General features: G+C 69.7%; 16 protein-coding genes and 1 tRNA gene. 5 read left to right on the top strand and 12 right to left on the bottom strand.

Features of this window, described 5'->3' with window-relative positions; genetic code table 11:
• Positions 1 to 76: 76 nt before the first annotated feature.
• Both ACFYY1_RS09555 and ACFYY1_RS09550 read right to left on the bottom strand, forming a co-directional pair.
• Positions 77 to 150 (bottom strand) — tRNA-Met (locus ACFYY1_RS09555).
• 52 nt (positions 151 to 202) lie between these two features.
• Positions 203 to 3,148 carry a UPF0182 family protein gene (locus ACFYY1_RS09550; protein WP_388583473.1) on the bottom strand — a complete coding sequence of 982 codons (2,946 nt, stop codon included), beginning with the start codon at positions 3,146 to 3,148 and terminating at the stop codon, positions 203 to 205.
• Between the two features lie 137 nt (positions 3,149 to 3,285).
• Between ACFYY1_RS09550 and ACFYY1_RS09545 the strand changes: the two genes are divergently transcribed.
• Entirely contained in the window at positions 3,286 to 3,846 is a 561-nt protein-coding gene (locus ACFYY1_RS09545) for a PPA1309 family protein (RefSeq protein WP_388582892.1), read from the top strand.
• A gap of 31 nt (positions 3,847 to 3,877) precedes the next feature.
• Here the strand turns inward: ACFYY1_RS09545 and ACFYY1_RS09540 are convergent, their stop codons facing one another.
• The 4 genes from ACFYY1_RS09540 to ACFYY1_RS09525 all read right to left on the bottom strand — a co-directional run bounded on the left by ACFYY1_RS09540 (position 3,878) and on the right by ACFYY1_RS09525 (position 7,133).
• On the bottom strand, positions 3,878 to 4,966 hold the full coding sequence (locus tag ACFYY1_RS09540; RefSeq protein ID WP_388582890.1) for a PDZ domain-containing protein: 1,089 nt from the start codon (positions 4,964 to 4,966) through the stop codon (positions 3,878 to 3,880).
• Between the two features lie 143 nt (positions 4,967 to 5,109).
• Entirely contained in the window at positions 5,110 to 5,280 is a 171-nt protein-coding gene (locus tag ACFYY1_RS09535; RefSeq protein WP_388582888.1) for a hypothetical protein, read from the bottom strand.
• Positions 5,281 to 5,408: 128 nt separating this feature from the next.
• Positions 5,409 to 5,870: a molybdenum cofactor biosynthesis protein MoaE gene (locus tag ACFYY1_RS09530; RefSeq protein WP_266729826.1), complete on the bottom strand. Its 462-nt coding sequence runs from the start codon at positions 5,868 to 5,870 to the stop codon at positions 5,409 to 5,411.
• A 120-nt stretch (positions 5,871 to 5,990) separates the two neighbouring features.
• Complete coding sequence (locus ACFYY1_RS09525; protein WP_388582886.1) at positions 5,991 to 7,133, bottom strand: SDR family oxidoreductase; 1,143 nt, start codon at positions 7,131 to 7,133, stop codon at positions 5,991 to 5,993.
• A gap of 192 nt (positions 7,134 to 7,325) precedes the next feature.
• On the opposite strand from ACFYY1_RS09525, the gene ACFYY1_RS09520 reads away from it, so the two are divergent.
• Together ACFYY1_RS09520 and ACFYY1_RS09515 are read left to right on the top strand one after the other, a co-directional pair.
• On the top strand, positions 7,326 to 8,780 hold the full coding sequence (locus ACFYY1_RS09520; RefSeq protein ID WP_388582885.1) for a zinc-dependent metalloprotease: 1,455 nt from the start codon (positions 7,326 to 7,328) through the stop codon (positions 8,778 to 8,780).
• The gene (locus tag ACFYY1_RS09515; protein ID WP_388582883.1) at positions 8,777 to 9,322 is read left to right on the top strand and encodes an NUDIX hydrolase; all 546 of its coding nucleotides are present in this window, start codon (positions 8,777 to 8,779) and stop codon (positions 9,320 to 9,322) included. The genes ACFYY1_RS09520 and ACFYY1_RS09515 overlap by 4 nt, the downstream gene beginning before the upstream one ends.
• 81 nt (positions 9,323 to 9,403) lie before the next feature.
• Here the strand turns inward: ACFYY1_RS09515 and ACFYY1_RS09510 are convergent, their stop codons facing one another.
• From ACFYY1_RS09510 to ACFYY1_RS09495, 4 genes are all read right to left on the bottom strand, one after another.
• On the bottom strand, positions 9,404 to 10,159 hold the full coding sequence (locus ACFYY1_RS09510; RefSeq protein WP_388582882.1) for an AIM24 family protein: 756 nt from the start codon (positions 10,157 to 10,159) through the stop codon (positions 9,404 to 9,406).
• 19 nt (positions 10,160 to 10,178) lie between these two features.
• Positions 10,179 to 10,856, bottom strand: a complete 678-nt coding sequence (locus ACFYY1_RS09505; RefSeq protein ID WP_388582881.1) for an AIM24 family protein — start codon at positions 10,854 to 10,856, stop codon at positions 10,179 to 10,181.
• 11 nt (positions 10,857 to 10,867) lie between these two features.
• Positions 10,868 to 12,505 carry a TerD family protein gene (locus ACFYY1_RS09500; RefSeq protein ID WP_388582880.1) on the bottom strand — a complete coding sequence of 546 codons (1,638 nt, stop codon included), beginning with the start codon at positions 12,503 to 12,505 and terminating at the stop codon, positions 10,868 to 10,870.
• Positions 12,506 to 12,612: 107 nt separating this feature from the next.
• Positions 12,613 to 13,236 (bottom strand): M48 family metallopeptidase, encoded by a 624-nt coding sequence (locus ACFYY1_RS09495; protein ID WP_388582878.1) that lies wholly within the window; start codon positions 13,234 to 13,236, stop codon positions 12,613 to 12,615.
• A gap of 220 nt (positions 13,237 to 13,456) precedes the next feature.
• Between ACFYY1_RS09495 and ACFYY1_RS09490 the strand changes: the two genes are divergently transcribed.
• Positions 13,457 to 14,602: a ThiF family adenylyltransferase gene (locus tag ACFYY1_RS09490; RefSeq protein WP_388582876.1), complete on the top strand. Its 1,146-nt coding sequence runs from the start codon at positions 13,457 to 13,459 to the stop codon at positions 14,600 to 14,602.
• 41 nt (positions 14,603 to 14,643) lie between these two features.
• Complete coding sequence (locus ACFYY1_RS09485) at positions 14,644 to 16,053, top strand: ABC1 kinase family protein (RefSeq protein ID WP_388582874.1); 1,410 nt, start codon at positions 14,644 to 14,646, stop codon at positions 16,051 to 16,053.
• A gap of 39 nt (positions 16,054 to 16,092) precedes the next feature.
• On the opposite strand, the gene ACFYY1_RS09480 is transcribed toward ACFYY1_RS09485, so the two are convergent.
• Positions 16,093 to 16,314 carry a hypothetical protein gene (locus tag ACFYY1_RS09480; protein ID WP_388582873.1) on the bottom strand — a complete coding sequence of 74 codons (222 nt, stop codon included), beginning with the start codon at positions 16,312 to 16,314 and terminating at the stop codon, positions 16,093 to 16,095.
• Positions 16,315 to 16,520: 206 nt separating this feature from the next.
• Complete coding sequence (locus ACFYY1_RS09475) at positions 16,521 to 16,844, bottom strand: hypothetical protein (protein WP_124717384.1); 324 nt, start codon at positions 16,842 to 16,844, stop codon at positions 16,521 to 16,523.
• Positions 16,845 to 16,857 lie beyond the last annotated feature (13 nt).

Here is a 16,857-nt window from a genome sequence, read left to right as displayed (position 1 = left end):
GCACCCTGCACAAGAAAGTCGCCGCGACACGACGAAGGCCCGGATCCTCGAAAGGATCCGGGCCTTGGTCTTTCAGTAGCGGGGACAGGATTTGAACCTGCGACCTCTGGGTTATGAGCCCAGCGAGCTACCGAGCTGCTCCACCCCGCGTCGTTGTGGTGAAACCGTACCACGACGCGGGGGCGAGCCTTTACCGGGTTACTCAGCCACCGCTGTCAGCACCGGACGGCTTGTCTTCCTTGTCGGCACCGTCCGCCTTGTCCGACGGCTTGTCCGCACTGTTCGCGCTGCCCGACTTGGGCTGGGCGGCCGCCGCACGCTGGAGCGCGTCCTGCAGATCCGCCTGGGCCTTGCCGTAGGCGGTCCAGTCCTGCTCCTTGAGGGCCGCCTCGCCCTCCGCGTAGGCCTTCTGCGCGTCCGCGATCGCCTTCTTCAGCGCCGCGTCACCGGTGGCAGGCGGCTCCGTGGTGCCCGGGGGCCTGGTGGTGTCCGGCGGAGTGGTGCCGTGGTCCGTCACCCCGAAGACCGCGTTGAGCGCCTCCCCGAGGCTGTTCTCGAAGACGGTCTTCGACCCGTACGAGGCGGCGACCTTGCGCAGCAGCGGATAGTTCTGCGTGCCACCGCGCGTGTACACCGGCTCGATGTAGAGGAAGCCCCCCTCCAACGGCACGGTCAGCAGGTTGCCGTACTCGATGTCGGAGTCGGTTCCCTTCAGGTTCCTCACGAACTCGGCGACGTCGTCGTTGCCGTTGAGCTCGCTCTGTACCTGTCCTGGGCCCTTCACCGTGGTGGTGACTCTCAACAGCCTTATCGTGCCGTAGTCCTTGCTGGCCGCATCGGCGTCCACCGCCATGAACGCCCCGAGGTCGGGCCGCCCCTTCGGCGTGAAGGTCGTCGTCAGCGAGAACTTCTGAGCCGTCTGGTCCGGCATCTTTATGCTCAGGTAGTACGGCGGGACGGCACCGGACTCCTTGTTGGTCGGGTCGTCCGGGACCTGCCACGCGTCACTGCCGCTGTAGAACTGCGCGGGGTTCGTGACGTGGTAGCGGGTCAGCAGTTCGCGCTGCACCTTGAACAGGTCCTGCGGGTAGCGCAGGTGGTCCATGAGCTCCTGCGGGATGTCCGCCCTGGGCTCCACCGTCCCGGGGAACGCCTTGCGCCAGGTCTTGAGGACCGGGTCCTCGGTGTCCCACTCGTAGAGCTTGACCTTGCCGTCGTAGGCGTCGACGGTGGCCTTCACCGAGTTGCGGATGTAGTTGACCTGGTTCTGCTGGGCGACGACCGCACGCTGGTTGGTGGTCAGCGAGTCGGCCGTGGTGTCACCGAGCGTCGTACGGGAGGCGTACGGGTAGCCGTTGGTGGTGGTGTACGCGTCGACGACCCACTGGATGCGGCCGTTCACCACGGCCGGGTAGGCGTCGCCGTCGATGGTCAGCCACGGGGCGACCGCCTCGACGCGCTCCTTGGGCGTGCGGTTGTAGAGGATCCGCGAGCCCTCGCCGATGGCCCCCGAGTAGAGGATCTGCGGCTCACTGAACGAGACGGCGTACGCGGCACGGTTGAACGCGTTGGAGAGACTGACCCCGCTGTCGCCCTTGTAGCTGGTGGTCTTCTCGCCGTCCTCCTCGTAGTCGAGCTCCTTCTGGGGCCCGCCGACGATGGAGTACTGCTCGGTCTTCTCGCCGTAGTAGATCTGCTGCTCGTACGTGCCGAGCTCACCCGACGTCGGCAGACCGGACTCGGTGAAGTCCGGGGAACCCTTCGGGTTCTTGCCCGTCGTCGTGCCCCGGGCCGCGATGGCGCCGTAGCCGTGGGTGTAGGTGAAGTGGTCGTTGATCCAGTTGCGCTTGGGGATGCCGTCGAGGTTGAGCTCGCGCAGACCGATGACCGTGTCCTGGTCCTTGCCGGCGGCGTCCTTGTAGCGGTCGACGTCCAGCGTCTTGGGGAACTGGTAGTAGTTCCTCTTCTGCTGGAGCTGCTGGAAGGCCGGGGAGACGACGTTGGGGTCCATCACCCGGTAGCTGGCGGCCTGGTCCGCGCTGGCGCGCAGCTTGGCGTCGTCGTCCGTCGTGCTCTTGCCGGAGTAGTCGTCGACCTGCGCGTCGTCGATGTCGTAGGCGTCACGCGTCGCTTCGATGTTCTTCCGGATGAACGGGGCTTCCTTGGCCTGCTCGTTCGGCTGGACCTGGAACTTCTGCACGATCGCCGGGTACAGCCCGCCGATCAGGATCGCCGAGAGCACCATCAGGCCGAAGCCGATCACCGGGAGCTGCCAGGTGCGGCGCCAGAGCGTCGCGAAGAACAGCATGGCGCAGATCGCGGCGATGCAGAACAGGATGGTCTTCGCCGGCAGATAGGCGTTGGCGTCGACGTACCGCAGGCCCGTCCAGTTGTCCGTGGCCTTGAAGTCGCTGGACTTCACGGCCAGGCCGTACCGGTCGAGCCAGTACGCCACGGCCTTCAGCGAGACGAAGACGCCGAGCAGCACCGACAGATGGCCGGTGGCCGCGCCGGTCGCCCGTGCTCCGGGGCTGGTGATGCGCAGCCCGCCGTACAGGTAGTGGGTCATCGCGGCGGCGATCAGCGAAAGCACCGTGGCCGCGAAGCCGAAGCCCAGCAAGAAGCGGTACCAGGGCAGATCGAAGGCGTAGAAGGACACGTCCAGATGGAACTGGGGGTCCTTCTGTCCGAACGCCACGCCGTTCACATACATCAGCCAGGTCCGCCACTGGCCGGAGGCGGATGCTCCGGCGATCAGACCGACGAGCGCGGTGATCGCGAGCAGCACCCACTTCTTGTGCGGGGCGAGGCTCATCCGGTAGCGGTCCAGGCTCTGCTGTTCCAGCGACATCGCGCTCAGCGGCGGCCGGAGCCGGTGCGCGAGCCAGATGTTCAGGCCGACGGCGACAGCCATCAGCAGTCCGAAGACGAGGAACAGCCCGATCTTGGTCCACAGAGTGGTGGTGAAGACGGACGAATAATCGACCGACCGGTACCACAGCCAGTCAGTCCAGAACCCGGCGAACATGACGAACACCATGGCGAGAACCGCCAGGACGCCCAGTGTCATGAGCAGGGTACGGGCACGCCGGGACGGGCGGCCGACTCTGATCCGTGGCCCGGTCGGGCCTCCGCCGCGGTCCGGCATCTGGAAAGCCAACGTGCGCACCTCGAAGTTCGCGGGTCGTGTGGAGCGGGCCCAGCGATCGTAGAGCCCACCTATGCAACTTACTGAGGCTTTACCTAGTTCCCGTTCCCGGGGCGGAAGGAGGCAGGATATTGACCATGCCCAACGTTTCCCCCTCAGGCCCTCCGATGGCCGCCAGTCCACTCACCGTCGCCGTGCTCGAAATCGACGAGTACATCTCCGGCCTCGGCTGGGACCAGCCGGCCCGGCTCTTCGCCCTGGTCGACACCGCCAAGCTGCGGGTCCAGGAGCCTTCTCTCGCCGCCCAGCTCGGACTGGACAGCGCCGAATCCCCGACTTCCTCCCTGACCCCCATCGAGCAGGACGAGCTTCCTCCGGGCACCGCCCTGGACGAGTTCCTCGCCACGATCGCCTGGCCCGACGCGGTGATCGGATGCGCGATGACGGTGGAGCGGCTGATGCTGCCGCCGTCCGCCGAGTCCTCCGTGCCCGAGGGCCTGAGCGACGCGCAGCTGACCAAGTGGGTCGCCAAGCACCCGGAGCGTCAGGAGGTCCGGATGACCGTGGCGGTCCTGCGGGACGGTACGCGTGAGTCGGCCGTACGGCTGCGTGCGAAGGACACCCCGAGCGAGGTGCGGACCGGTGCCGGTCTGGTGCCCGGACTGGCCGACGCCCTGGCCGCGACCTTCGAGGCCTGACCCCGTCGCGTCCGCCCCGCAGGGGGCGCGGTCAGCCTGCCGAGCAGCTCGGCAGCCCGGCCGTGTCCCCCGCCTGGATCTTCTCCAGCGACTTCTTCGCGTCGTCGATCGTCTTCACCCTCACCAGCGTGAGTCCGCTGGGGGTGTCGGAGGCGGCGGCCCTGCAGTTCTCGTCCGGCGTCAGGAAGTACCTGGCGCCCGCGTCGCGCGCGCCGACCAGCTTCATGTTGATGCCGCCGATCGGGCCGACCTTGCCCTTGTCGTCGATCGTGCCGGTGCCCGCGATGAACTTGCCGCCCGTGAGCTTGCCGGGGGTCAGCTTGTCGATGATGCCCAGCGAGAACATCAGACCGGCGCTCGGGCCGCCGACATCGGCGAGCTTGATGTCGATCCGGAACGGGAACGTGTGGTCCGTCCCGGCCTGGATGCCGACGATCGCGCGGTCCTCCTTGGGCGCCTTCGCGGTGGTGATGACGATCTTCCGGCTGCCCTCGGGCTCCTTGCCGGCCTTCTCGGCCGCCTGTGCCGTCCGGGCCGGGATGATCGTGAAGGTGACCTTCTCGCCGGGGTCGTGGCGGGTGACGAGCTTCGCGACGTCCTCGGGCTGCTCGACGGGCGCGCCGTCGACCTGCTCGATCACGTCGCCCGCGTGCAGCTTGCCCTGGGCGGGGCTGCCCTTGACGACCGTGGAGACCACGACGCGCGACGCCACTGGGATCTTCAGCTCGGTCAGCGCGGCCACCTTGGCGCTCTCCTGGGACTGGCTGAACTCCTCGGCGTTCTCCTGCGTCGACTCCTGCTCGGTCTTGCCGTCGGGGTAGAGCGTGTCGTGCGGTACGACCACGCTGTCATGGGCCAGCCAGCCGTAGACGGACTCGACGAGATTCATGTTGTAGTCGGCACCGGTGACTCTGACCGTCGTCATATTGAGGTTGCCGGACGTCGGGTACGTCTTGTGCCCGGAAATCTGCAGGACGGGTTCGCCGCCGACCTCGCCGAGGGTGTTCACGGTCGGCCCGGGAGACATCTCCGAATACGGCACTTTGATCAGCACGCCTGCGCAGAGCAGCGCGATGAGGATCAGGGTGGAGGCGAGCATCGTCGCGGTGCGGCGTGGCATGGAACGACAGTACGGGAAGGGTCTGTCAGTGCACCGCCGGGGCCGGTCCGTACGGGGCGGGGCGCCGGGCGCGGACTGGGCCCAAGGGCGCCGGCAGTCGGAGCCTCGATGCGAATTGGCAACTGCGTACGTGCGACGAGATGTCAGGCGACATCGGAACCGGAAGGCGGCTTTTCCATCGCCTCGCGGAATCTGGCATAGCCGGCGAGTTCGGAGACATCGCCGGTCGTTCGATTACGGGCGGCCCAGCTTCCCCATATCGCAGCGCCGAGCGCAGCGAAAAGCGGAATCAGCAACCAGGCAAGTGCTGCCATTACGACCTCCCTACCCCGTGAGCGACCGCAACTGACCGATCAGCAGATTAACCGTCTGGACAACCAACGCTCACGGCAGGGGTGGGGTTACGCAAATCGGTCCGGACGGCCTCCTGGCCGGCTTGCGCTCAGCAGGCGCCGACCCATTCCTCGGTGCCGTCCGAGAAGCGCTGGTGCTTCCAGATCGGGACCTCGTGCTTGAGGTCGTCGATGAGCTGCCGGCAGGCCGCGAACGCCTCGGCGCGGTGCGGGCAGGAGACGGCGACGACCACCGCGAGGTCCCCCACTTGGAGGTCACCCACCCGGTGGACCGCGGCCAGCGCCCGGACCGGGAAGTTCGCGACGACCTTCTCGGCCACCCGGCGCATCTCGTCCTGCGCCGAGGGGTGGCAGGAGTACCCGAGCGCGCCGACGTCCTGACCGCCGTCGTGGTTGCGCACCGTGCCCACGAAGAGCGCCGTGCCGCCCGCGGCATCGTCCCCGACGGCCCGGAAGACCTCGTCGACCGAGAGCGGGGTGTCGCGGATCTCCAGCAGCCGGACGGGGTCGTCCGCCGTCCGCTCGCCGGGGTGGTCGTAGGTGGGAGCCATGGGACCCATGGTGCCGTACGGCGCCGACAAGGCGGAATAGCGTTTTCCACCGGCGGGCCGCCCCCGGCCTTGGAGCCTTCTACAGAAGCTCCCGCTCGGACGGGCTCCCGCCGGGCGGCCTCAGATGCGGCGGCGGGCCTTGCGGGCGCGGCGGACCAGGGCGGCGGTGCCGAGCAGCGCCACGGTCGCACCGGCGGCACCCGCGGCGGTGGCGTCCTTGCGGCCGAGCCGGCGTCCGGCGACGGTGTGCCTGCCCTCCACCTCTTCGAGGAGGGCGGCGAGCACCTCCTCGTTGGTCCAGCCCGGACGCCACCCCACGTCGTGCAGCCGGCTCACACTGACCACCCAGGGGTGCATCGTGTACGCCAGATCGCCCGCCGGGGACGGGGTGAGGCCGATCCGGTGCAGCCGGGCCGCGGCACCCAGGGCCACGGCGGAGGGCAGCTCCATCCGGCGGACGCCACTGAGCTCCTCGACCTCCTCCTGCTCCAGCCAGCCGTCGCAGCCGACCGCGAACTCGCCGTCGATCTTCTCCAGCGCGGCGTACTCCAGGGCCGTGACCAGGTCGTCGACATGGCAGAACTGCCAGGTCGGACGCGATCCCGCGACGACCAGGAGGCGCGGCGACTCGAAGTAGCGGGTCAGCGCGGTGTCCGTACCACCGACCAGGACGGTGGGCCGGACCACGGTCACGTTGAGTCCGGGGTGGGCACGCGGCGCGCGGCGGCCGAGCCGTTCGATCTCCAGGAGGTCACCGACGCCGGTGGCCTCGGCCGTGGCGCGCAGCTCGGCGTCCTCGGCGAGCGGGACGTCGTTGTCGGGCAGCGCCCCGTAGACCATGGCCGAGGTGCACAGCACGACCCGGTGCACGCCGACCGCGGCGGCGGCCGTCAGCACGGTCTGGGTGCCGCGCACGTTGTAGGCGGTGCGGGCGGCGGGGTCGGTCTCCAGGTCGAGATCGAGTGCGAGATGCACCACGACATCCGCGCCGCGCAGCTTCTCCGCGATGGCAGGGTCGCGTACGTCGAGGATGTGCCAGGTCGCCTCGGAGACCTCCCCACGGCGTTCGTCGATGGCGATGACCTGCTTGATCTCCTCGCAGGCCGCGAGGCGTGCGGTGAGCAGCTCGCCCACGCCGCTCGCCGCTCCGGTGACCGCGACAACGGGGCCACGGTTCCTTGAGCGGCTCTTTTCTGGTTTGTTCTCGGTCGAGGGGGTGGACAGGTTTCGCGCTGCGCGAACCTGAGGATCTGGGGAACTCACCGGGCGTCTCCAGCGGTTGTCTTCAGTACGTACCCGTATGACGCGTGCGTACCAGGTGGCGTCCATCCTGCCGCAGGCCGGGAGCCGGCGGAGCACTGAGGCCCTGCGCGGGGTTTTGGTGTCTACGCTGGATGGTGATGTCGGGCAGTCGCCGTCGGTTCGAGCCGGCGGCCCTACGAGCCGAGGAAACCCGTGAGTGACACCCCATTCGGATTCGGCCTTCCGCCGGAGGAGCCGGAGAACGGCGACGAGGGCAAGAAGAAGGACCCCACCGGAGGTGGGCAGGGCTCGGGCGGGCCGGCGAACCCGTTCGGCTTCGGCCCCGGCGCGGGCGGGGACAACCCGTTCGCGGCGATGTTCGGCTCGATGAACCCCAATGACCTGGGCGCCGCCTTCCAGCAGCTCGGCCAGATGCTGAGCTACGAGGGCGGTCCCGTGAACTGGGACATGGCCAAGCAGATCGCCCGCCAGACGGTCTCGCAGGGCACGCCGGACGGCACGAAGGACGCCAGCGTCGGCCCGTCCGAGCGGTCCGCGGTGGACGAGGCGCTGCGCCTGGCCGACCTCTGGCTGGACGGCGTGACGTCGCTGCCCTCCGGTTCGGTCTCGACCGTGGCGTGGAGCCGTGCGGAGTGGGTGGAGGCGTCCCTTCCGGCCTGGCAGAAGCTGGTCGACCCGGTGGCGGAGCGCGTCGGTCTCGCGATGGGCGACGTGCTGCCCGAGGAGATGCAGGCGATGGCCGGCCCGCTGATCGGCATGATGCGGTCGATGGGCGGCGCCATGTTCGGCCAGCAGATCGGGCAGGCCGTCGGCGTGCTGGCGGGCGAGGTGGTCGGTTCGACCGACATCGGCCTGCCACTGGGCCCGGCGGGCAAGGCCGCCCTGCTGCCGCTGAACGTGGAGCGGTTCGGCAAGGACCTCAGCGTGCCGCAGGACGAGGTGCGGCTGTATCTCGCCCTGCGCGAGGCCGCGCACCAGCGCCTCTTCGCCCACGTCCCGTGGCTGCGCTCGCATCTGTTCGGCGCCGTCGAGGGATACGCGCGCGGCATCAAGGTCGACACCAGCAAGCTGGAGGACGTGGTCGGCCAGTTCGACCCGTCGCAGCCCGAGCAGCTCCAGGACGCCCTTCAGCAGGGCATGTTCCAGCCGGAGGACACGCCGGAGCAGAAGGCCGCCCTGGCCCGTCTGGAGACGGCTCTCGCGCTGGTGGAGGGCTGGGTCGACGCCGTGGTCCACGAGGCCGCGAAGTCCCGTCTGACCTCGGCGGACGCGCTGCGCGAGACGATGCGCCGGCGCCGCGCGTCCGGCGGCCCCGCCGAGCAGACCTTCGCCACGCTCATCGGTCTGCAACTGCGCCCGCGACGGCTGCGTGACGCCTCGCGCCTGTGGGCCTCGCTCACCGACGCACGCGGTCTGGACGGGCGCGACGCCCTGTGGGCGCACCCCGACATGCTGCCCACGGCCCAGGACCTGGACGATCCGGACGGCTTCGTGCACCACGAGCAGCTGGACTTCTCCGAGCTGGACAAGATGCTCGGCGAGGCCGCGAAGGGCCCGCAGGGCCCCGCCACGGACGACAAGGACACGCCCGGCACCGACGGGACCGGGAGCCGCGAGGACGACGGCAAGGGCGACACCGACCAGTGAGCCTGTACGACGACGCCGTTCTCGTACTGAAGGGGTACGAGAACCCGGACCCGGTCCAGGGTGAGCTGCGCCAGGGCTATCTCGACCATCTGGCACAGCACCCCGACGGCATGTGGAAGGCCTGCGAGGCGGGCCACCTGACGGCCAGCGCGCTGGTCGTCGACCCGGCGCGCGGCCGGGTGCTGCTCACCCTCCACCGCAAGCTGCGGATGTGGCTCCAGATGGGCGGTCACTGCGAGCCGCAGGACGCGTCGCTCGCCGCGGCGGCGCTGCGGGAGGCGACCGAGGAGTCCGGCATCACCGGCCTGACCCTCCTCGCGGGCGGCCCGGTGACGCTGGACCGCCACCCGATCCCCGCGCCCTGCCACTGGCACCTGGACGTGCAGTACGCGGCGCTGGCGCCCGCGGGCGCGACGGAGCAGATCAGCGAGGAGTCGCTGGACCTGCGCTGGTTCCCCTACGACGAGGTCGCGTCGGTGGCCGACGCATCGGTCGTACGGCTGCTGGAGCGGACCCGCGCCGAGCTGGAGCGGCGCCGCTAGGCACCACCTGCGACACGGGTGAGGGGCGGTCTCCGCGGAGACCGCCCCTCACCCGTGTCGCGCGTGCCGGTGCGCGGTGGCTCAGTTCCAGGCGTTGTTCTGGTTCTGACCGTGGGCGCCCTGCTGGCCCATGCCGTACTGGGCCCGGACGCCCTGGCCGATCTCGTGGTTCTGCGGGGGCAGCACCTCGCTCGGCTGCACCAGGGCGAAGCCCTGGCCGAGGAAGCTGAGCTCCCAGCCCTCGCCGGTGTTCCCGCGCCGCCGCCAGACGCCCGAGGAGTGCGTCTGGGCCTGCATCTGCACCCGCAGCGAGCTGGACCAGGCGACGATCGCGTCGGCGTCGGCGTTGACGTACTTGTCCGGCGTGACCTGCATCATCAGCGGCTGGCCCGAGGTCATCAGCGCGACCTTGCCGGTGCCGGAGATGTTGAGCTGGTACTTCCCGGTGCCCGAGATGCCGTACTGGCTGTCCACCGCGATGACCTCGGTGTGCAGCGAGGAGTCCAGCGCCAGGACGTAGGCACTGTCCACCGTGATGCCGTCGTGGTCGACGTCCACGACGTGGATGTACTGCGCGAGGTTGGCGAGGTAGACGGTGCCCTGCCCGGAGCAGCGCATCAGGTCCAGGCCCTCACCGGTGTTCGCGCGGGCGCGGCGCTGTCCGTGCGACTGGTACTCGCCGTCGAACTCCATCAGGCCCTGGTACGCGACCATGGCGCCCTTGCGGGCGAGGACGTCGTCGTGGCCGGTCAGCGAGACCCGCAGGAGCTGCGGGTTCTGGATGGTGTACCGGTCCTGGGACTGCTGTTCCGTGTAGCTGAAAAGCGGACTCTGCATGGTGTGTTCTCCTCCCCCGTCAGTTCCGGATCCGCAGGCGGTCGGTACTGTCCTCGCTCGGCTGTACGACGACGATGCCCTGGCCGGAGAACGCCATCTGGTACGCCTCGCCGCTGCCCCGCCCGATGAGCGAGGAGGCCTTGAAGCTGCGCTTGCCCTTCACCTTGAGGTTCGGGGACCACGCCACGAGGGCGTCCGGGTCGACGTAGGTCTCGTCCTCGCCGCGTCCGCAGTCGACGACGATCGGTGTGCCGCGCGAGGTGATGGCGACCCAGCCGGTGCCCGAGATGCAGACGTTCCACAGGCCCTGGCCGGCGAACTTGGCGAGGCCCTTGACCCGCTCCACGCCCCAGGTGAGATGACCGTCGAAGGCGAGGACATTGGTGCCGTTGACCGAGAGGGAGTCGTTGTTGAGGTTGATGACGACCACGTCGGCGCCGTAGTCGGCGAGGTAGAGCAGTCCGTCGCCGGAGCACTTCATGATCGGTGCGCCCTCGCCGGTGACCCACTGGGAGGCGATCTGGCGGACGGCGGGCGGGTTGGGTTCGTACTGGATGAAGCCCTCGTACGCGACCATCGAGCCGGTACGTGCGTAGAGGTCCTGACCGGTGGCCATGGCGACCTTGAGCATCGTGCGGCCGTGGTTCTCCATACGGGCCGTGACGGGTGTCGGGGCGTAGCCCGCGAGCTGGTTCATGACGGGCTCCCTCAGACCTCGTAGGGCTGGACGACGATGAAGTTGCCGGGCGCGCCCCGGAACTGGAGGTTCACGGTCTCCCCGCTGTGTCCCGGGTACGCGTTGCGGCGCAGCCGGACCTGGCTGGAGAGGATCACCTGGGACGCTGCCGACCAGGCCACGACGGCGTTGCAGTCGGCGAAGGTGGTCGGCGTGACGGGCAGGACGACGGGGACTCCGTGGGTCTTGACGACGACCGTGCCGGTGCCCTGGAACTGCATGGTGAACAGGGCGCCGCCGGGGATGCCGTGGCCCTCGATCCTGCGGACCTCGTGCTGCAGCGACTCGTCGAAGGCGAGGACGTTCTCCGCCGAGACGCAGATGCCGTCGCCCGTGAGCTCGATGGCGTGCAGATGGGAGCCGTCCTCGGCGAGGAAGACCTGGCCGCGGCCGGTGCAGCGCATCAGCTGCATTTCCTGGCCGGTGGCGTTGCCCACCATGCGGCCGGCGAAACCGGCGCCCTTGTAGCCGAAGTCGACCTTGCCCTGGTACATCACCATGCTGCCCTGGCGGGCGAGCACGGGCGTACCGCCCATGGTGAGGTCGACCCGCATGAGCTGCTGGTTCTGCGGGGTCCAGCGCTGGCCGGTGGGCGCCTCCTTGTACGGCTGGAGCGCCGCCTGGAGACCGGCACCGGTCTGCGGAACGCCTTGCGGCACACCCTGGGGCATACCGGGCGGCTGCATCCCGGGCGGCTGCTGGCCGTACGGGGCCGGGGCCTGCTGGCCGTAAGGGGCGGCGGGCTGCTGGCCGTACGGAGCGGCGGGGGGAACCTGGCCGGGGATCTGCCCGAACTGCGGCTGCTGCGGCGGCTGCCCGTACGGAGCGGGGGCGGGGGCGGGCGGCGGCACCGTGCCGCCCAGCGGTGCCAGCGGCGCCGCCATGGTCGGCGCGGCGTGCATCTGCTGCTGCGGCGTGGGAGCCGGCGCCGGGGCCGGCGGGGCTCCGAAGGACGGGGCCGGCTGCGGCGCCTGGGGCGCGGCCGGGGCTCCGAAGGACGGGGCGGGGGCCGGTGCGGCGGCCTGGGCGGGCGGGGCGAACGACGGTGCCGCCGCCTGCGGCTGGGGCGCGGCGGGCTCCTCCTCGGCGACCTCGCCGCCGAAGTTCTTCAGCAGCGCTTCGAGGCCGCCGTCGAAGCCCTGGCCGACCGCGGCGAACCGCCACACGTCCTTCAGATAGAAGTCGCCCAGCATCACCGCACGCTCGGTGGTGAACTCCGAACCGTTGAAGGCGTACCTGACGACTTCCTCGCCACCCGCGACGATCCGGATGTATCCGGGGCCGATCTGGGACATCTGTCCGGCCCCGTCGACCGTCGCGGTGAACGACAGCTTGTGGATGTTCGCCGGAATGCGGTCCAGGGTGACGCGGAACGACTCGGTGTCACCGGCCTGGGCGCCGAGGAGCTGAATGGACTCCTCGGGCGATTTAGGCTGATTGAAGAAGATGAAATACCGGTCGTCGGAGAGCTGCTCATTGGCATCGAGGCCGAAGCAGCTGATGTCAAAGGTCAGTCCCTGACCGGCGATCTGCACACCTACGTACAGATCCGTCCCCGGCGTGAGATCGCTGATCTTGGCCTTGTGGCCGCGTTGGAATTCCCTGGCCATGCGTAACGACCGTCCCCCATCCCGAATGTGAATGCGTCGCGCCAGGCTAACCGCAAAGTCCGGCATCGGGCTAAGCCGGTACACACCCGGTACAGAATCGGTGGACGTCACTCACCACGCGCGGCGGGCAGATGGGGCAGCCGGTCGGCCGCCACCACACCCTCCAGGTAGCCGCGTGCCCGCTCGGTACGGGGATACGCCTCCAGCAGCCGCCAGAAGCGCGGACCGTGACCGGGCACGAGCAGATGGGCCAGCTCATGGACCAGTACGTAGTCGACGACGTACTCGGGCATGCCCTGCAAGCGGTGCGACAGACGGATGCTGCCCTCCGCCGGGGTGCAGGACCCCCAGCGGGTGTTCTGATTGGTCACCCACCGCACCGAGGCGGGCCTGGCCCGGCCCTCGAAGTACTGGGCGGACAACCGCTCGGCCCGCTCGGCGAGTTCGCTGTCGCCGAAGACGCGTCTGCTCTCCTGCGCCGCGAGCTTGTCGAGCATCACGTCCACCCAGCGCCGCTCCTCGGCCTCCGACATCCGGGCCGGGATGAGCACGATCGTGCGGTCGCCCTCCCGGTACGCGGAGACCGTTCTGCTGCGGCGATTGCTCCTGCGGACCTCGACCGCGCTCGTTGCCGAGGCGCGGGGCGGACGGTCCGCCGCGCTGCGCTGCTGGGTTCCGGCGCTGCGCGTGGGGGTCTCCCCGGCGATTCCGGGTGACGGGTCGGCGGGCACGCCACGACGTTACCCGGTGACAGCGGGGGAAGTCCCGCCTCCGGGACTGTTCACGCTTGATCCACTCCACGGCATGCACCATTTGAACGACTAATACCCCATGCCTGTGGATAACTTTCCGCACGCTTCGACGCCTGCCTGCATTCTGACAACGGATCTCGCGAAGATCCCGTGCGGCGGCCCGCGCACAGGGATCAAGGAACACAGACCGGGGGTAGTCGTGCATCCGATGTTGAAGCCCGCACTGCGCCGCGCGTGGCGCGGCCGGGGCACCGTGCAATTCGGCGTGACGCGCGCCCATGCCGTGAAGTTCGGCCCGCTGGATATCGCCACGGGCAGTTTTCTGGAACTGCTCGACGGAACACGCGGCCTGCCACTGCTGCGCGAGGAGGCCCGCACGCTGGATCTGTCGGAACATCAAGTGGACACCTTGGTCCGTCGATTGGCGAGCGCGGGACTGATCGACGATGTGCGCGCCGCCGGCCCGGAGGCCGATGCGTTACGGAACCGGCCCGGCGCCCTGGACCGGCACCGCCCGGATCTGGCGTCGCTCTCCGTCGTCCATCCCGAACCGGGAGGCGGGATGCGGCGGCTGGCGGCCCGTCGGGCGATGCGGGTCCAGGTGCGGGGTGCCGGGCGGGTCGGTGCCGCGATCGCGGCGGTGCTGTCCGGGTCCGGGGTCGGCCGGGTGGAGGTCCTGGACGGCGGGCACACCGAGCCGTGCGACGTGTCGCCCGGCGGGCTTCCGCCGGCGTCCGTCGGGGAGCGCAGGGACACCGCCGCCCGGCAGTTGGTGCGCAGATCCGCCGCGGGTCCGGCTCCCCGCACGGCGGAGACGGCGGGGTCCCCGGCCGGTGGCGAGCCGGGGCTGTCGCTGATCGTGGTGGCCCCTCGCGACGGTTTCTCGGCATACGTCCCCGACCCCCGTACGGCCGAGCCGTGGATCGCTTCGGGGACTCCGCATCTCTACGCCGGAGTGCTGGAGGCGACGGGGGTCGTCGGGCCCCTGGTCCTGCCCGGGGGCACAGCCTGCGCCGGGTGCCTGGCGCTGGACCGCGCGGATCGGGACACGGACTGGACCAGGATGCTGTCCCAGTGGCAGTCCGGACGACGCACCGCCGTTCAGGCCTGTGACCTGGGCCTGGCGACGGCGGTCGCGGGGCTCGCGGCCGCCCACGCACTGTCCTTCCTGGACGGGGAACTGCCCGCGAGCACGGGGACCCGCTGGGAGGCCGCGCTGCCGCTGTTGGACTGGCGGGCCGAGCGCTTGGGCGCGCACCTCGGCTGTTCCTGTGGAGCGGCTGGGCACACTGACCGGGAGGGCTCCTCCGGGACCGGAGCGATGCAGGACACAATGGCCGGGTAACCGCCGCACGCGGTACGGCAGTCTGGGATTTGGAGGGGCTCATGTCTGATCTACCCCGGAAAGCGGTCACCCGTACCGCCAAGTTGGCCGCCCTGCCCCTGGGCTTCGCCGGCCGTGCGACGTGGGGTCTGGGCAAGCGGATCGGCGGGAGATCGGCGGAGCTGGTCGCCCGGGAGGTGCAGCAGCGCACCGCGGACCAGTTGTTCAAGGTCCTGGGCGAGCTGAAGGGCGGGGCGATGAAACTGGGACAGGCCCTGTCCGTCTTCGAGTCGGCGCTGCCCGAGGAGGTCGCCGGACCATACCGGGCGGCGCTCACCAAGCTCCAGGAAGCCGCGCCGCCCATGCCCAGCGATACCGTCCACGCGGTGCTGGAGGAGCGGCTCGGAGAGGACTGGCGGGAGTTGTTCCTCGAATTCGAGGACAAGCCGTCGGCCGCCGCGTCGATCGGCCAGGTGCACCGGGCGGTGTGGCACGACGGACGGAACGTCGCGGTGAAGGTGCAGTATCCGGGCGCCGGTCAGGCGCTGCTCTCGGATCTGACCCAGCTCAGCCGATTCGCCCGCCTGCTCGGCCCGTTGGTTCCCGGGATGGACATCAAACCGCTCATCACCGAGCTGCGTGACCGGGTCTCGGAGGAGCTGGACTACGAACAGGAGGCGTGGTCGCAGCAGGACCACGCCGAGGAGTTCGCGGACGACCCGGATGTCGTGATCCCCGGTGTGGTGCACCAGTCGGACCAGGTGCTGGTGACGGAGTGGATGGACGGTGTTCCGCTGTCCGACGTGATCTCGGAGGGCACTTCGGAGCAGCGGGACCGGGCCGGCCAGTTGCTGGCCCGCTTCCTCTTCTCGGGGCCCGCGCGCACCGGTCTGCTGCACGCGGACCCGCACCCGGGCAACTTCCGGCTGCTGCCCCCGGACGAGGAGACCGGCGAGGACGGGCAGTGGCGGCTCGGAGTGCTGGACTTCGGGACGGTGGACCGGCTGCCGGGCGGTCTGCCGCAGACCATCGGGGACTCCCTGCGGCTGACGCTGGCGGGTGAGGCGGAGGCGGTGTACGAGCTGTTGCGCGAGGAGGGGTTCGTCAAGGACACGATCGACCTCGACCCGGACGCGGTGCTCGACTATCTCCTCCCGATCATCGAGCCGGCTCAGGTGGAGGAGTTCACGTTCACCCGGAGCTGGATGCGCAATCAGGCGGCGCGGATCGCGGATCCCCGCTCCCCCGCTCATCAGCTCGGCAAGCAGCTGAATCTGCCGCCCGCCTATCTGCTGATACACCGGGTGACGTTGAGCACGATCGGGGTGCTGTGCCAGCTGAATGCCACGGTACGGCTGCGCGACGAGCTCGAATCCTGGCTCCCGGGTTTCCTCCTGGAGGACGAGGAGGAGACCGAGGTGCAGGAGATCGAGGTGCAGGAGTTGGCGGGCGACGCGACCTTGGGGGCGTAGGCCGGGGCACCGCGGCTGAACGCGTTGGCGCCGGGCCGGTCACCACCAGGCCGAGTCCAGCCGGCTCTCGATCGCCCTGATGTTGGTGCGGGCGCACTCTTCGCAGAAGTACTGGCGCCTGCCGTTCTCCACGGAACAGATCCAGGTCGGCGGTGCGGTGTCACCGTCGGCGGAGTTACCGCACAGGGCGCAGGTGACGACCGCGGCGTCGCTCTCGTTCTGCGCGGGTCGCTGAATCCGGTGATGGGTCTCCTCGTCCACCTCGTGACGATAACTCCGCAGCCGCCGTGCCGCGCGGCACCACACAGCACCGCCGCACGGCACGACCACCGCGGCACGACCGCGGGGCCGGTCCGTTGCGGACCGGCCCCGCGGAAGGGGTACTGACTGTGGGTACTGGTTGCTGCCGGGCAGAGAGCGGCTGCTCGGCGGCGGATGCTGCAGGTGGTGCTGGTGGTGCGGCCCTGCTAGTGCATGACCGCCATGGCCAGCGCGCGGCGGGCGCGCATCGAAGCGCGCTCGGCCCGGCGCTGCATACGGCGTGCGTTGACCAGGCGTACCGCCTGACGCTCCGTATCGGCCTCTCTCATGCGGTCGTGCATATGAGCACGAGCCAGGGCTTCTGGGATGAGTTGCATTTCGCGGGTCCTGTTCTGACGCGAGTCGTTCGCGCCGATGATCGTGACGTTCGGTGTTGCGGAGCCGACGGGCTCGTTGGTGGGGACGGACATTGCTGCCTGATTTCGGGGATCGTGGGTGTGGGGACGGTCGATGGTGCCGATGCGCTTCATGGGCTTGGGGGCC

This window comes from Streptomyces sp. NPDC001890 (genome assembly GCF_042891445.1).
Classification (GTDB): domain Bacteria; phylum Actinomycetota; class Actinomycetes; order Streptomycetales; family Streptomycetaceae; genus Streptomyces.
Note: the sequence above shows the minus strand (reverse complement) of the source record. Positions and strands in the feature narration are given on the sequence as shown.

Coding starts and splice junctions, on each gene's coding strand:
- ACFYY1_RS09550 (WP_388583473.1), bottom strand. CDS start 3,148: ATGCCGGACCGCGGCGGAGGCCCGACCGGGCCACGGATCAGAGTCGGC.
- ACFYY1_RS09545 (WP_388582892.1), top strand. CDS start 3,286: ATGCCCAACGTTTCCCCCTCAGGCCCTCCGATGGCCGCCAGTCCACTC.
- ACFYY1_RS09540 (WP_388582890.1), bottom strand. CDS start 4,966: ATGCCACGCCGCACCGCGACGATGCTCGCCTCCACCCTGATCCTCATC.
- ACFYY1_RS09535 (WP_388582888.1), bottom strand. CDS start 5,280: ATGGCAGCACTTGCCTGGTTGCTGATTCCGCTTTTCGCTGCGCTCGGC.
- ACFYY1_RS09530 (WP_266729826.1), bottom strand. CDS start 5,870: ATGGCTCCCACCTACGACCACCCCGGCGAGCGGACGGCGGACGACCCC.
- ACFYY1_RS09510 (WP_388582882.1), bottom strand. CDS start 10,159: ATGCAGAGTCCGCTTTTCAGCTACACGGAACAGCAGTCCCAGGACCGG.
- ACFYY1_RS09505 (WP_388582881.1), bottom strand. CDS start 10,856: ATGAACCAGCTCGCGGGCTACGCCCCGACACCCGTCACGGCCCGTATG.
- ACFYY1_RS09500 (WP_388582880.1), bottom strand. CDS start 12,505: ATGGCCAGGGAATTCCAACGCGGCCACAAGGCCAAGATCAGCGATCTC.
- ACFYY1_RS09485 (WP_388582874.1), top strand. CDS start 14,644: ATGTCTGATCTACCCCGGAAAGCGGTCACCCGTACCGCCAAGTTGGCC.
- ACFYY1_RS09475 (WP_124717384.1), bottom strand. CDS start 16,844: ATGAAGCGCATCGGCACCATCGACCGTCCCCACACCCACGATCCCCGA.